General features: G+C 69.4%; 12 protein-coding genes. 5 read left to right on the forward strand and 7 right to left on the reverse strand.

Annotated elements, in window-relative coordinates:
* Nucleotides 1-104 precede the first annotated feature (104 nt).
* Together IE237_RS11010 and IE237_RS11015 are read right to left on the reverse strand one after the other, a co-directional pair.
* Nucleotides 105-1094: a PhzF family phenazine biosynthesis protein gene (locus IE237_RS11010; protein WP_229842589.1), complete on the reverse strand. Its 990-nt coding sequence runs from the start codon at nt 1092-1094 to the stop codon at nt 105-107.
* 55 nt (nt 1095-1149) lie between these two features.
* A complete protein-coding gene (locus IE237_RS11015) occupies nt 1150-1536 on the reverse strand; it encodes a DoxX family protein (protein ID WP_189801727.1) in 387 nt (128 codons plus the stop codon).
* 198 nt (nt 1537-1734) lie between these two features.
* Between IE237_RS11015 and sigJ the strand changes: the two genes are divergently transcribed.
* On the forward strand, nt 1735-2688 hold the full coding sequence (sigJ, locus tag IE237_RS11020) for an RNA polymerase sigma factor SigJ (protein ID WP_189801728.1): 954 nt from the start codon (nt 1735-1737) through the stop codon (nt 2686-2688).
* On the opposite strand, the gene IE237_RS11025 is transcribed toward sigJ, so the two are convergent.
* On the reverse strand, nt 2658-3329 hold the full coding sequence (locus tag IE237_RS11025) for a DUF4097 family beta strand repeat-containing protein (RefSeq protein WP_189801729.1): 672 nt from the start codon (nt 3327-3329) through the stop codon (nt 2658-2660). The genes sigJ and IE237_RS11025 overlap by 31 nt on opposite strands.
* Before the next feature lie 435 nt (nt 3330-3764).
* On the opposite strand from IE237_RS11025, the gene IE237_RS11030 reads away from it, so the two are divergent.
* The 3 genes from IE237_RS11030 to IE237_RS11040 all read left to right on the forward strand — a co-directional run bounded on the left by IE237_RS11030 (nt 3765) and on the right by IE237_RS11040 (nt 6601).
* On the forward strand, nt 3765-4418 hold the full coding sequence (locus IE237_RS11030) for a DUF6928 family protein (protein ID WP_189801730.1): 654 nt from the start codon (nt 3765-3767) through the stop codon (nt 4416-4418).
* 66 nt (nt 4419-4484) lie between these two features.
* Nucleotides 4485-6134, forward strand: a complete 1650-nt coding sequence (locus tag IE237_RS11035) for a restriction endonuclease fold toxin-2 domain-containing protein (RefSeq protein WP_189801731.1) — start codon at nt 4485-4487, stop codon at nt 6132-6134.
* 14 nt (nt 6135-6148) lie between these two features.
* Nucleotides 6149-6601 carry a hypothetical protein gene (locus IE237_RS11040; RefSeq protein WP_189801732.1) on the forward strand — a complete coding sequence of 151 codons (453 nt, stop codon included), beginning with the start codon at nt 6149-6151 and terminating at the stop codon, nt 6599-6601.
* A gap of 975 nt (nt 6602-7576) precedes the next feature.
* Here IE237_RS11040 and IE237_RS11045 read toward each other — a convergent pair.
* The 4 genes from IE237_RS11045 to IE237_RS11060 all read right to left on the reverse strand — a co-directional run bounded on the left by IE237_RS11045 (nt 7577) and on the right by IE237_RS11060 (nt 11942).
* Nucleotides 7577-8113, reverse strand: coding sequence for a DUF7919 family protein (locus IE237_RS11045; protein WP_189801733.1), 537 nt, complete (start codon nt 8111-8113; stop codon nt 7577-7579).
* Between the two features lie 40 nt (nt 8114-8153).
* Nucleotides 8154-8639: an Imm21 family immunity protein gene (locus IE237_RS11050; RefSeq protein WP_189801734.1), complete on the reverse strand. Its 486-nt coding sequence runs from the start codon at nt 8637-8639 to the stop codon at nt 8154-8156.
* 280 nt (nt 8640-8919) lie between these two features.
* Nucleotides 8920-10767, reverse strand: a complete 1848-nt coding sequence (locus tag IE237_RS11055; RefSeq protein ID WP_189801735.1) for a TerD family protein — start codon at nt 10765-10767, stop codon at nt 8920-8922.
* Nucleotides 10768-11210: 443 nt separating this feature from the next.
* On the reverse strand, nt 11211-11942 hold the full coding sequence (locus IE237_RS11060; RefSeq protein WP_189801736.1) for a TIGR02391 family protein: 732 nt from the start codon (nt 11940-11942) through the stop codon (nt 11211-11213).
* A gap of 280 nt (nt 11943-12222) precedes the next feature.
* Here IE237_RS11060 and IE237_RS11065 point away from each other — a divergent pair, with 280 nt between their 5' ends.
* A complete protein-coding gene (locus IE237_RS11065; RefSeq protein WP_189801737.1) occupies nt 12223-13650 on the forward strand; it encodes a hypothetical protein in 1428 nt (475 codons plus the stop codon).
* Nucleotides 13651-13722: the final 72 nt, after the last annotated feature.

Genomic DNA, 13722 nt, shown 5'->3' on the forward strand with positions numbered 1-13722 from the left:
GTCCTGCTCGGCGAGGAGGTCGTCGAAGGACTCCAGGCCGTGCCGGATCCGGCCGAGCAGCCGGAAGGCCTGGAGCGCTCGCCGGGCGAGGGAGACGGAAGGGCCTACGGACGCGGGCGCGTGATCAGGACGCCGCCGCCGAGCCGTACCACCCCGTCGCGGGTCGTGGCGCTGATCGTGGCGGGACTGCCGAGTGAGTCCCCCATGTCGACCGCGATGCGGCCGATGCCCCGGCCGGCCAGGTGGGCGGCGAGGCAGGCCGTGCTGTTGGCGTTGGCGATGTCCTCGGGGACGCCGATCGAGGGGGCGAACATCCGGGCCGCGACCCGCCCCGACGGCGACGGCGCGGAGTACACGTAACACCCGAGGAGGCCGAGGCGGTCGCAGGCGGCACGGAGCCGCTCCATGTCCGGGGCGAGCGCGGCGAGATCGGACCGCGAGGCCACGGGGACCAGCAGACGCGGCCGCCCGACGGAGGCGACCCGGACACCTGGCCGGAGCGTGCCCGGGGCCAGTGCATCGGGCCGCCCGGGCGTGTCCGGCTGCCTGGGTGGGTTCGGTCCGGGCGCCTCCTGCCGTCCGAGCGTGTCAGGCTGCCCGAGCGGGTTCGGCCTCAGTGCCTCCGGCCGTCCGAGCGTGTACGGGGCGAGGCCCAGCGCGGGAAGGACGAGCTCGGACTCGCCCGCGGCCGGCTCGCGCAGCTCCACGGGCCCGTACGCGAAGCCGACCTCGGCGTACGACCCCTTCCGCTCGGCCCAGCCGGGGAAGGTGCGGCCCGCGACCCGGAGGAGCACCCGGTACGCGTCGGTGCCCGCCCGCGCGGCGAGGTATCCGAGCGCGGCGACCGTCCCGTGCCCGCAGGAGGGCAACTCCCCCTCGGAGGTGAAGAACCGGAGGGAGAAGACGGGAAGCCCGTCCTGCGCGGGGCACGGCGAGACGAAGACGGCGTGCGAGGCCCCCGCCTCCCCGGGCACCCGCCGCCGCACGTCCTCGCCGAACGGCCCGTCGTCGAGTACGGCCGTGGGACTGCCGCCGCGACCGTCCCGTACGCACGCGTGGACGAGGGTCGCGGACGGATCTCCGAAGAACACCACACGACGTCCGTACCCACTGAAGGCCATGTGCGTACCTGCCGCCGGCCGCCAGGGGTCAGCCGACGAAGGACTCGGGCCCGAAGCGCCCCCAGGCCACGAAACCGGCGAGCACGATGTACACGACGTCCACCGCCATGAACCTCAGTTCGTGTCGCCGGAGCCGGGTGATCACCGCACCGGTCATGACGAGCACCAGACCGAGGGCGGCCATCGGCACCAGGACGGGGGCGACACCGAGCACGGCGGGCAGGACCAGGCCCACCGCGGCCAGCGCCTCCAGGGCCCCGATGGCCTTCACGCTGCCCGCGCCGAAGTCCTCGACCCATGCCGAACTGGGCCCGAAGGAGGCCAGCTTCTCCTTCGACATGGCCAGCTTTCCGGCACCGCCGGCCAGGTAGGCGGCGGCGAGCAGGCCGGCGACGATCCACAGCGCGATGTTCATGAGGGCTCTCCCTTTTCCGGTGTGCCGGGGTGGCGACCGCAACGTTCTCGGCCGTCACCCCTCTGAGACAGAGCGGCCCGGCGGCCTGTGACGGCGGGGCGTGTGACCCGCGTCTCACCAGGGCGGGTGTGGGGGTCTCGGCTACCCTGCGGAGGCCCGACCGGGCGGTCCGGCGGGAGAGTTGGGGGGAGCGGTGCCGTGGGGGGATCGACGGAGGTGGCGCAGGCGGCGGCGTACCGGCCGCTGCTCTTCTCCCTCGCGTACGGGATGACCGGCTCGGTGGGCGACGCCGAGGACATCGTGCAGGACGCGTTCCTCGGCCTGACCCGGGCGTACCGGGCGGGGACGGAGATCGCCGCCCCGAAGGCGTACCTGGCCACGGCGGTGACGCGGCTCGGCATCAACCACCTGGGTTCGGCACGGGTGCGGCGCGAGACGTACGTGGGCGAGTGGCTGCCCGAGCCGGTGGTCGTGACCGCCGAGAGGCCGGGACCGGCCGAGCACGCGGAGCTGGCCGACTCGCTGTCCATGGCGTTCCTGGTGCTCCTGGAGGCCCTCTCGCCGATGGAGCGGGCGGTCTTCGTCCTGCGCGAGGTGTTCGGGTACGGCTACCCGGACGTCGCCGAGACCACCGGCAGGACGGAGGCGAACTGCCGTCAGCTCTTCGCCCGCGCCAGGAAGCGCATCGCCGCCGGAGGCCGGGCCGCCGGCGGTCCTCCGGCCCCGGAGCTGCGGGCGGAGGGCGACGCGCTCGCCCGCAGGTTCTTCGACGCCGCCTCGGGCGGCGACATGGACGCGCTGCTCGGGATGCTCGCGCCCGACGTGGTCTTCCACGGGGACGGCGGCGGCAAGGCCCGGGCCCTCGGGGAGCCGCAGACGGACCCCCGGCGCATCGTCCGGCTCCTCGTCGGCGGGCTCCGCAAGGTCGGGAACCTCGGTGTCTCCCTGCACCCGGCCCGGGTCAACGGCCGCCCCGGCGCCGTCCTGCGCGACGCCGGGGGCCGGGTGGCGAGCGTGCTCGAACTGGACATCGCCGACGGCGTGGTCCGGACGATCCGCTCCGTGTCCAACCCCGACAAGCTCACCCACCTCGGCCCGGTGTCGGACGTCGGACGCCGCTCTCAGAGGCTCCGGGCGGTGATGTCGCCGTAGGAGGTGGTGGCGCTGATGCTGAGTCCGGCGCCGGCACCCTCGGTGTTCCGGAGGGAGTTGCTGACCCGGCCGTAGGCGGTGCCGGCGTCGAGGGAGGCGGAGACGCCGCGGGCGGCTCCGACGTCGATCCGGCCGGCCTCGGTGCTGAGGACGACCGTGCCGCGCCTGGCCTCGTCGATCCGGAGGTCGCCCTTACGCGTCCTGATCTCGGCGTCGCCGCCGAGCCGGCCGACCGTGATGTCACCGGCCTGCAGGCTGACGCGGGCGCTGGCGGTCTCGTCGAGCTTGACGGTGGCCTGCGCGCTCTCGAACGTGACGTCTCCGAGCCGCCCGACACCGCGGAGCTCGGCGGCGGCCGCCTTTACGTCGACCGCGGACCCGGCGGGCAGCTGGACGGTCACCTCGACGGCCCCGGACTGACCGAAGTACTGGTTCCCGGCCGCGGGGGCCTCGATCCGCAGCACACCGTCCCCGAACGAAACCCCGGTCTGCGCGGCCGCCTTCACGTCACGGCTCTTGGAGGCGTCGGCGGGCAGGACCTCGACCGTGGCGTCGTCCCGATCGGCGGCGATGAACCGGATGCGCCCGGCGGGGATGTCGAGGACGGCGGAGACGGGGGCGGCGGTGGCGAACTTCTTCATGGTGCTTCTCCTTGGAGTCGTAGTTTCCGATGAAGGAAAAGCTACGTTGCATTCACAAGACTGGCAACGTCATCGTTGCGTGAGAGTTTAGTAATCGCAGGTCAGAGGCGAGATTTCATTGCAACGACCCTGAAGGTAACGCAATGTCCGGAGAGGTGCCCATTGCAATGAGTGAAGGTGAATGCGACGACCGGACGCGATCCGGCGGCGGAGGCCCTGCCCGGGCAGCAAAAAGACCCTCCCGAGGGAGGGTCTGTGGTCTTGCGCCCCCGGCAGGACTCGAACCTGCGGCCAAGTGCTTAGAAGGGGCTTGGTGGGTGGGGGAGTGGGGTGGCTCTGACCTGCGCGGATGCGGCCGGTAGCCGGGCGCCGCCGAAAACTTCGGGCGTTTTCGGGACGGCTGGACTGTCGGTGGCTCCGGATAGCGTGCGGCGCATGGGAGCGAAGACGGCGCTACTGGCGTACGCGGACAGAGATGTGGCCTCGGTGCTGAAGGCGGCCGGTGAGCCGACAGCCGAGGACACGGCGGTGCTGATCGCCCGAGTCTTCCCGGGCTGTCGTGCGGAGCCGACGGAGGGTGAGGTCCTGGGAGAGGCAACGTACCCGCCGGACGGCCTCACGTACGCGGCGAGCTTCACGGGCGTGGACATGGTCTGCGACCGGCGCTTGATGTTCGACCGCCCGTCGGAGTTGCCGGCGCACCTCCTGGAAGCGGCAGCAGGACGCCGCGTGATCCTGCACGCGATGCACAGCGTCTCGGACTGGCTCGCCTTCGCGGTGTGGGAAGACGGCCGTCTGGTCCGCTCGCTGAGCCTCTCCCCGGACGGCGGCATCGTGGAGAACATCGGCGACCCGTTCGCCTTCGAGACGCCCTACTGGGCGGGTGACCGTCCCGTGGAGTTCAACCCGAACTGGGATGAGGAGCCCTACGCGCTGCCCTTCCATCCCCTGGACCTGGGCAACGAAGCCCTGCGCGCCTTCTTCGGCTTCCTCCTGGAAGGCCGGCCCGCACCCGACGATGTCGACCCTGACGTGGTGCCACTGCTCGGTTTCCGCCTCTTCGCCGACAGCAATGAGCCGAGCAGCTGACACTGCCCAGACGATGCCATCCGCCTGAGATAGGTTGACGATTCACGTCTGCAAGGGGGTGCGACGGTGGCCGGTCTTGCTCCGGACGTCAAGTTCATCGCGGAGGGAATGATCCGCGGGTCCATGGGGCTTCTCGACACGATGCGGGGAGCGCGTGACACGGCTATCGCCGTCGGCCACGAACTGGCGCGGCAACACGGGATGGCAGGGGACGACGAAGCCGGGCGAGCCTTCGCCAAGGTGTACGTCTCGGCAGCCTCCGCGACGCTCGACAAGATGGGCTTCAGCTCGTACGTCCTTGGCGAGACGAGCAAGGGGCTGATGCGCAACGCCCGCGAGTTCATGGCCGAGGAAAGCCGACAAGTCTCTGCCTTCCTGGGCCGGCAGGCCGACCTCACCGCAGGGATGGGCGACCCCGGCGCCGACTGCACCGAGAACTACCTCGGGCTGGGCCAGGAGCTCCCCGAGGTGGTCGGGGAGACCGCCTGGTACGAGCAGTATGCCCCCAGCGGCGGCAGTGACCGCTTCCGTGGCTCGCCGGAGAAGATCCGGGACGTCGCCGGCTCCTGGCGTCATGCCGGGGTGCTCATGCAACGCTTCCTGGAGGACGCGCAGGCGTACGCCCTCACCGCGAGCAAGGCGCACTCCGGCGAGGCCGCCGACGCTTTCCAGACGTACGTCAAGCACAGTGTCGGTCTTACCTGCCCTCCGGCGAAGGCGGAGGAAGGCGAGCCGCTGGTGACGAATCTCGTCGCCGCCTGCACGCAGATAGCCAAGGCGTGCGACCGGTACGCCGAGCATGTGGAGGCCGCCAAGGGGAAGATCGCCGAGCGCAAGCTGAACCTCTTCGCGGTCGACATGCCCTGGGACCAGCCGATGTTCGGGGGCAACGGATACGACGGCGGACTGCTCGACGCCGTGCTCGGGGACTCCTGGATCCGGGACCTCGGATCCGTGGGCCACGCACTAGACTCGTCCGCCGCCCGCATCAAGCTTCCCGCGGCCGATCCGCCGGCGGCGCCCGCCATCCCCGGACTCCCGTTCCTGCCGCCCCTCATCCCCGCGCCGATTCCCGTACCCGTCCCGGTCGTCCTCGCGTCGTACACCGGGCAGGTCCCGGCGCTGGCTCCGATGATCAACCCAGTCGACCCGGGTATCTCCTTCGCCGACCCGATTCCGCCGGTCCCTGGGACGACCCGTCTGCTCACCGCGGCAGAGCAGCAGCAGTTCCGCGCGTGGACGAATACCCTCCGACCCGGCGGCCTGGCCGGCGGCGGTGGCCCGGCGGCCCCGGACAACGCCTACCAGCTCCGCGTGGCCGGCTACCCCGAGCGGGAAGTGCCGTTGCTCGGGAGCAAGCGCGGACTCATGGTGGACGGCATACGCCCCCTCGACGGCCATCTCGTCGAGGCGAAGCACGTACGGGACCCGGACTGCACGAAGAAGAGCTTCCGCACGCTCGACCGGGTCGAGGAGACCTTGGCGAAGCCCGTCAAGATCAACAACCAAGGGAAGATCTCATGGGACCCCGTCGTCGACTCCATGTACGCGGGTGACGAGAAGGAACTCGTCCGCTACAAGCAGGCCATGGCCAACCCCGCCAACAGCGAGATCAGGGGCCTGGAGATCGTGACGAACGGGCGGGACAACGCCGTCTACTGGCAGTCCATGATGGCGATGACGGGCACGCCAGGCTCGACGCGGTACGTCCCCTGAGAACAAGGAAGACCATGGCCACGGAACGAAACATCCGGACGAACTTCGCCTTCTATCCCCCCGAGGGGGACGGCGGAGCCTGGCACGCCACGCTGGACTCCCTGGAGCGGGCGCTGCGAGAGGCATTTCCCGACCCCACCATCGGGCACCGGCGGTCCGGCGTCCACGAGATGACCGTGCTGGACTTCGAGATCGAGCTGTCGCCGGACGTGTGGCTGGACGGCACCGCGGCCATCACCGAGCCCGACTACGCCTACATCACCCTCACCGATGCGACCGCGGACGAAGCCGGCACCTTCGCCGTCTGGCTGCGCGACTCCTTCGCTCCGGCGCCCAACCTCGTGCGCTTCGCCAGCAGCCTCGCCATGGCGAACGGCGAGGACACCCCCTCACCGCTGCCGACCGAAGGGGGCCGCGAAGACATCGGCGACCTGCTGCGCCGGCACCTCGACACATTCGACTACTGACGGGGCAGGACCTCGACTCCGGTGATCATCGAATCGAGGGCCTTGCTCGCCACATCTGCAATGCGACTCGCGAATGCTACGACTCCGAGCCACGGCCCGACTGGCAGAGGACTCCGACATCCCTGCCCTCATCCAGAGCATCGCTAATGGATCGTCCCCGGCATAGTGGCGACTCGACGCATTGATCCGCGGGCAGACGGACGACTGACCGACCCCAGACCTGCGGGCAACGCAGGCCGGGTCGGGCACGCTGGCGACCGGCTCCTGGGGGTGGGTTGTTGGGTACCAGTTCGTCAAGAAGCGCTTGAGGGCCTGACCGGTGTTCGTCTGCACGTCGCCGAGCCAGTCCACCGCGGGGAGCGGAGGCGCCGTGGCCGTTGGCCGGACCCAGTCGAGGACCTCGCGGCTCAGTGGTGGGTTGATCCGCAGGTGGCAGCGGAGGAGCACGTCCTCACTCGCTTCGCACCATGAGACCTGAATGGTGCCGAGGTACAGGCAGCTGCCATCAAGCCGGACGAAGAGGTGCACCGGCGGCTGTGGAGATGTGCCTGCCCCGGTGAAGGGCAAGGGCCCCATGAGCCGTGATGTGACTGTGGCCGGGGTCGGACCGACCAGCCGGAACTCCTGATCGCTCCAAACGCCACTGCTTGCCGTTGTGGCGCTGGGGTCCGCGATGATCACTGTCGACGAGGGGCCGACAAACGACCATTGCGCCGGGAACCGGGACTGCCTGGCTGTCTGGACCGGCAAGACTGAGAGCCGCATCCATATCGACCCGGGAGAAGAGGTCAGGGTTCATCGCCGAAGCGTATGCGTCGGAACGATCAGCCAGAGACGGCGTCGGACAACCGCGGCCTGGGATCCTTGCCTGACGAGGTCCCTCCCGGCGGTGAGCGCCTTGCCGCGTGCCTGATCAGGCTTATCCGGATGTGGGCCGACAGAGGTTCGCCCTGATGCTGTTCATCGAAGGGGGCGTTACTCGAACCTGGCGTCGTACAGTTCGGCGTCGTCGGGGATCCAGGGAAAGGTGATCGAGGGATACGCGGCCGATCTGTCCTGGAGGTCGAAGGCGAGGACGGCGTCGACGAACTCCCGGGGTGGCAGGTAGCTGTGATCGAGTACGTAGTGCCCGATCAGAGAGGGGGCTGCGTAGGCGGTCCCGGGAGCCCCAGGTACCCGTATCTCTCCTGTACCGGTGCTGGCGCGTCGATGCCCCGGCCGGGGTTCGTACCAGGGGTGGGCGTCGTCGAGCGGTTCGGGGCACAGGTCGCACTCGTGCACGCCGAGGGCCTGGTTCACGGCCTGCTCCTCCAGCACCGTCAACAGCTTGGACGCGAACTCCGCGGGCGCCGGCCCCGCGGTCCAGGGCCGTCCCGTCTCCAGCCAGCCGATGTTGAGCCGGCGGTAGGCATCGCGCACGGTGACGAACCGCACGCCGCTGCTGACCTCGGTGAACACGTCGCCGTCCTCGGTGATGGGGTAGGCGTAGGGGCTGAGATCGTCGTAGTGCATGACCGCATCCCACCAGGGGGAAAGACCTCTGGCTTGTCGATTATTCGGGCAGCAGCCGTTCCAGCATGAACTGTGTCTTGGGGTCGGGATCGACGATCAGGGACTGGACGCGATAGCGGCCCGGTGACAGTTCGACGCGGAGCGCCTCCGCCGGCTGCTGTGCATCCTGCAGGGAGTCGAGGATCCTCTCGGCCTCGTAGGCGGCGTCGGCCAGGACGTATCGTCCTCCGAGTTCGAGGGTGAGGACGTCCTTCCAACCGTCGGCGGATCCGGCGGTGTGGACGGCGGACAGCAGTCCCGTGTCGTCGTCGGCGTAGCACCAGCGCGCGAACGTGAGGGGCTCAGCGAGCCAGGTGACGGACAGGGGCTCGGCACCGAGCGTCAGGATGTCGCGGCCGGCCATCCGCAGGGCCGAGACATACTCGTCGATCACCTCCTCCGTCTCGGTCCCTTCCCATGTCGGAAGGATTTCCTCCGGGATGAGCGCGTAGCGGGCGAAGTCGGTGCTGTCGAGCCAGGTAGCCATGCGGCGGATCATCACACCCGCTTCTGACAAGCGTCGAGTGCGGCCGCGAGATCGGATCAGAGGGGCTCGGCCGTGGCCGGGCCCCTCTGCTGTGCCAGCTCGCCGGAGGTAGAGGGAGAAGAAGCTCAAGGCTGGATACGGCCCTGCGGCCAGTCAACGTAGACGACTGCCCAGAACCCCGACCTCGCGGAGGCGCCCTATACGGGCAGCACAACCATGAGCCCTCCCTCTTGGACCCGTTGGACTGGGGCACCCCCCGCCATCTGGCAGGCGACGAGGGCTACTCCACGTCGACGCCGTATCCACGTACGAGGATCTCCAGGCCGTGGTCGTAGCCCTGGCCGACGGCGCGGAAGCGCCACCGCGGGCCCCGGCGGTAGATCTCCGCGAGGAGCAGGGTGCGTTCGCTGGTGGCGGCGTCCAGAGTGGCCTGGGCCGTGGCCGGAGCATCGACGCCCGGGGCGAGGGTCATCTGGACTGCTCCGATGTCCCCGAAGGTGGCGGCGCCGTCGATGGCGGCGGCGATCGCGATCCTGTGGGCGGCGGGCGGCAGCGCCGCGAGGTCGACGGTGATGGTCTGCTCGGTCGGGCCGTCGCAGAGGAGACGGGTAGCTCCGTCGGGGCTTTCCGGTGCGCCGTAGAAGACGAAGTCCCCGTCGCTGGAGACCTGCTCGTCCTCGTCGAGGACGAAGGCGACGACGTCGACCTCGCAGTTCGTCTGCTGTGCCCAGGAGGCACCCACGTGCCACTGGCCGGCGGCGGGGAGCGTGGGGAGATCGATGACTCCGCCGCGCGGCAGAACGCCGGTCATCGCACCGTCCTGGGCGGGGACGTCGGTCGACTCGGAGGCGGGGGCTCCGAGCCATCCGTGCGCGTGGACCGGAAGCCCCAACGCGGTGACGCGGGTCATGCGGCGGTCGAGTTCGCCTCCGGGGAAGAGGACGACGTCTGTGACGCTCGCCGAGAGGTTGATCGCGGCGGCCCCGCCCAGCTCGACGACCCTGGCCCGCGCGGCGGACGCCTCCTCGTGGGTGCCGCCCAGAACCAGGACCCGCCGACGGCCGAACGGCTTGGCGGAATGCGTGGGCTCGGGTCGCCTGGGCGCCGGCACGTCCGCGACAACTGCGGTCGCAGCGGGGGACGGCGTCGGCGTAGTAGGCGGCGTGGCCGGGGCCGCCGCTTCCGGGGTCTTCTTCGGTGCCTGATTCTCGTGCGGTGTTCCGGGACGCACCTCTCCCAGCAGCTTGAGGAACGTGTGCTCGTCGATGACCGTGACGCCCTCGGCGATCGCGCGTCGTGCCTTCGCCGAGCCCGAAGCCGCGTCGTTGGTGACGAGAGCGCTGGTGTGCCGACTGACCGACGACATGATGTTCAGGCCAGCGGCGACAGACCGGGCCACCAGCTCGGCCCGGGAAGTCGCGGTCTCGCCCGTGACGGCGATCTTCATGCCCTGGACGAGCGGACCGCCGGGTGTCAGGCGGCCTGGGTTCCGGTAGGCGCACGGGGTCTTCGGCGGATTCGGCGCGAACTGCGGATCCTGCCGGGGAGGGCAGGGCACCAGCGGCAGCGGGACGTCCAGCCGTGCGGCTTCGGAGAGGGAAGAGCGGAAGATCCCCGCGAGGACGCGCGTGTCGTCCAGCGCGTCATGAGCGCTGGTCTGCGGTACGCCGTAGTGAGCGGCCAGCGACGCCAGGCTGAGGTCGACGGAGGGCGGCTCCACACGCCGGTTCAACGCCAGGGTGCACAGCCGCTGGGTGACCGGGAGATAGAGCCGGGCGCGGGCGAATTCATGGGCCAGAAAGTCGTAGTCGAACTGTGCGTTGTGAGCCACCATGACCCGGTCCTGCAGGAGCGCTCCGATCCGTCCGGCTACCTGCTCGAAGGTCGGGGCGCCGCTCAGCCGTTCCGCGGTCAGGCCGTGGATGTGCACGGGGCCGGGGTCGCAGCCCGGGTTCAGCAGGGTGGAGTACTCGCCGGTCTGGGTCCCGTCCGGCCCGAAAGTCAGCACCGCGATCGAGAGGATCCGGTCACGCCGGGCGATCAGGCCGGATGTCTCGACGTCGACCAGAGCCCAGTCGTACGCGTAGTCGGGCAGGTGTGACACGTCGAGCGCGGCGGCGAGAGACATGACGGTAAGGATGATCCGGGCGTGATCGTCGCTTCAACCCGAATGCCGATTTGTCCCCTCGACCCTGCCGAGAGAGCGTCCCAAGACTTCGGGCCGTTTTCGGGCCGAACGGCCGCCGAAGGTCGCTTCTGGCCGGTTCCAGCCGGACAGAACGAGCCATCCGAGGTCGTCTCCCTGACGCCTCCGCCACCGACTGAAAACCGCCCCTGATCAGCAAAAAGACCCTCCCGAAGGAGGGTCTTGGATCTTGCGCCCCCGGCAGGACTCGAACCTGCGGCCAAGTGCTTAGAAGGCACCTGGTGGGCGGGGGAGCGATAGGGTTTTGACCTGCGCGAATGCGGACCGTGATGGGCTGTCGCCCAAAACTTCCGGTGTTTTCGGGACGATCGTTCCCCCACCACTACGAATGTGCGTCGGTTACTTCAGCCGACGCACATTCGTGCTCAACGCTCGACGGTGGCGGCGTCCACCCACCGCGCGAGAACACTGATGGCCGCCAGCTGTTCCAGCGCCTCGTGCTCGGGCAGTTCCGGCAGGCCGTCCTCATGGCTGTTGGGGTTCCGGATGCCCGCGAAGCACCCCTCAGCGAACGCGGCCGCGCCTCGATGGACGCTCCGGAACGTGTCGCTGCCGTCGTCCGGCATCAGACGAAGCCGGGGCTGGCCGGGCTTGGGAGCGTCCTTGGAGAAGACGTTCAGGAAGAGGGCTGTCTCGCTCGCGTCCCGTCTATCCACCTTGTTCTGCGTCTCAGCGTTCACCTTGCGCGCAGCCGCAGTGACCGCCTGCCGGAAGTGGCCGCTCTGCCACAGGGCTCGGGCCCCGTCCCAGGCCCACGGGTGCATAGTTGCCGCACTGAGCTGCGGCGCGTCGTCCCCGAGCCGCTCGCGAATCTCCGCGTCCCGTTGAAGTGCGACATCGGCTCGCTGTGCGGCTTCCCGATGCTGGGACCAGCGGTTCAGCAGTTCGTTGTTCTCGGACGGGACGCTGGTGCGCCACGTGGGTAGGACCCGGTCCAGGATCTTCTCGACCACCTGCGCACTCGCGACGATCTCGTCGTCGGAACCACGGGTTTCCAGGTGGAAGCTGATCACGTTCGGGTTCGACGGTGCGTGCATCGTCGTCAGCGTCAGGAAGTTGGCGATCTCGGATCGCGCCCATTCGACATCGATGGCCATGGCGCCATCATCCGGCCGACCACTGACAACGGGGAGGCTTCGCTCAGGCAGTGGCGCTGTGGAGAACCCCCGTTGTCTCGGATCAGCCCCTTTCATCGCTCTCGGCTGTTTCGTGTGAGTAAGCTGGGGCAGCCAGGCCCGGACTTCCGGTAGCACCGGGGGAACCAGCCGAGCGCGCCTAGTCTTCGCCGTCCGGAGGCGCGTCAGCAGCGCGCCCACCAGCGGAACTCCACTTGCTTCCACGCACGTCCCTGTGCGCCCACCATTCGGAGTCCTCCGCATGTCTGCTCAGCCGACCCTGGCCGCGCTCCGCGGCTTCCACTGCGAGCACACCCCCAGCAAGAGCCGCATCCTCGCTCTCGTCCATCACCGAGAGGGCCCCGCCTCATTGCAGGCCGTCCTCACCTGCCGGCAGCCCGAGCTCGCGCAGCGGGCGGTGGGCATCCTCCAGCAGGCCATCGGTGCTTCTACCGAAGCTTGGAAGCCCGAGCCACTGGAGAAGCTCTGTGTCCAGCTGCCGGATGCTCCGGCTTCATCCCTCCGCAGTGCCGCACGGCACGCGCTCGCGGGTGTCTGGCCCATGCTTCCCGGCAGCTTCCTGAAGTGGGAGCAGATCGCCGATGGCGTCGACGAAGACGTGGACGAAGGCAGTGACGCCGACGCGGTTACCCGCGCCCTGCGCACCCCGAAGGACGCACGGCTCGTGGACCTGGCGGGCACGGTCGTCCGAGTAGCGACGCTCCGCGAGTTCCACGTACATGACCAGCAGGCCGTGCTGAAGGCAGCCAGGAGCGCGGGCTGGGAGCCCCTGCCGAGCGAGGCCCCTGAGGATGACGACCCACAGGATGTTGTCGGTGCCGTCATGTGGCTTGGGGAGTCCGACCGCGAGATCGAGGGCGCGGACACGGTCAAGGATGCCTCCCAGGGCCTGAAGTTGCGTACCGAGAACGGGCACGAGCTCGCCAACTGGAGCGAGGAACCGGTGGTCGTCGACTTCGGTGTGGGCTGGCGGCACAAGGCTGCTGTCCGCCGAGGTGAGCCGGCGGTGCGGTCTGCCGAGGAGAAGACCCCCGACTTCGCGGCGCTGTTCCCGATGGAGATGCCGCACTGTGACGATCCGGAATGCGAAAACGAGCAGTGCCAATGGCAGCTCACCCCCCGAACCGCCGACGTCCTCTACGCGGAGTTGTGCGTGCTCGCCGATCAGGCGTATGACGACAGCGAGGAACTCGGCGACAGGACCGTGGTGCCTGACGAGCACGACGGCACTTGGGGAGTGTTCGCCTGTCTCCCGAAACTGACCTTCGCGGCCGACCTCCAGTGGCGCCGCCGGTTCGCCCGAGCCGCTGACGACCTCGCCGGTGACCTCGAACGCGGGCAGTGGCCCGAGCCCACCTGCACGGCCGAGGAACTTGTCCTTCATCTCGCCATTCGTGACGCGGCCGACCGCGAGGTTGAAGGCGATGCTGCTGGTGACCACGGGAAGCTGCCCATCCACCGTGACGACTACGATTTCGGCATGTGCTCCGAAGTGTTCTTCCAGGACACCGACGTGCTGATGCTCTACAACGCTCGCTTCGACGGGATCGAGGACCCGGACGGCGAGACGAACCAGCACATGGGCATCGGCGATCTCCGTGCCGCAGCCTGGTTCGAACCGTTCCTGAACGTCCAAGCGCGAGTTCCCCACCGCGGGTTCCGCCGCTGACTTGCAGGCAGTACCGCAGACGAGCCTGACCGAGGTCGCTTAGGCGGTCAGGTTCTCGCGGCGGACCCAGAG

Source organism: Streptomyces tanashiensis, assembly GCF_014648895.1.
Taxonomy (GTDB): Bacteria; Actinomycetota; Actinomycetes; order Streptomycetales; family Streptomycetaceae; genus Streptomyces; species Streptomyces tanashiensis.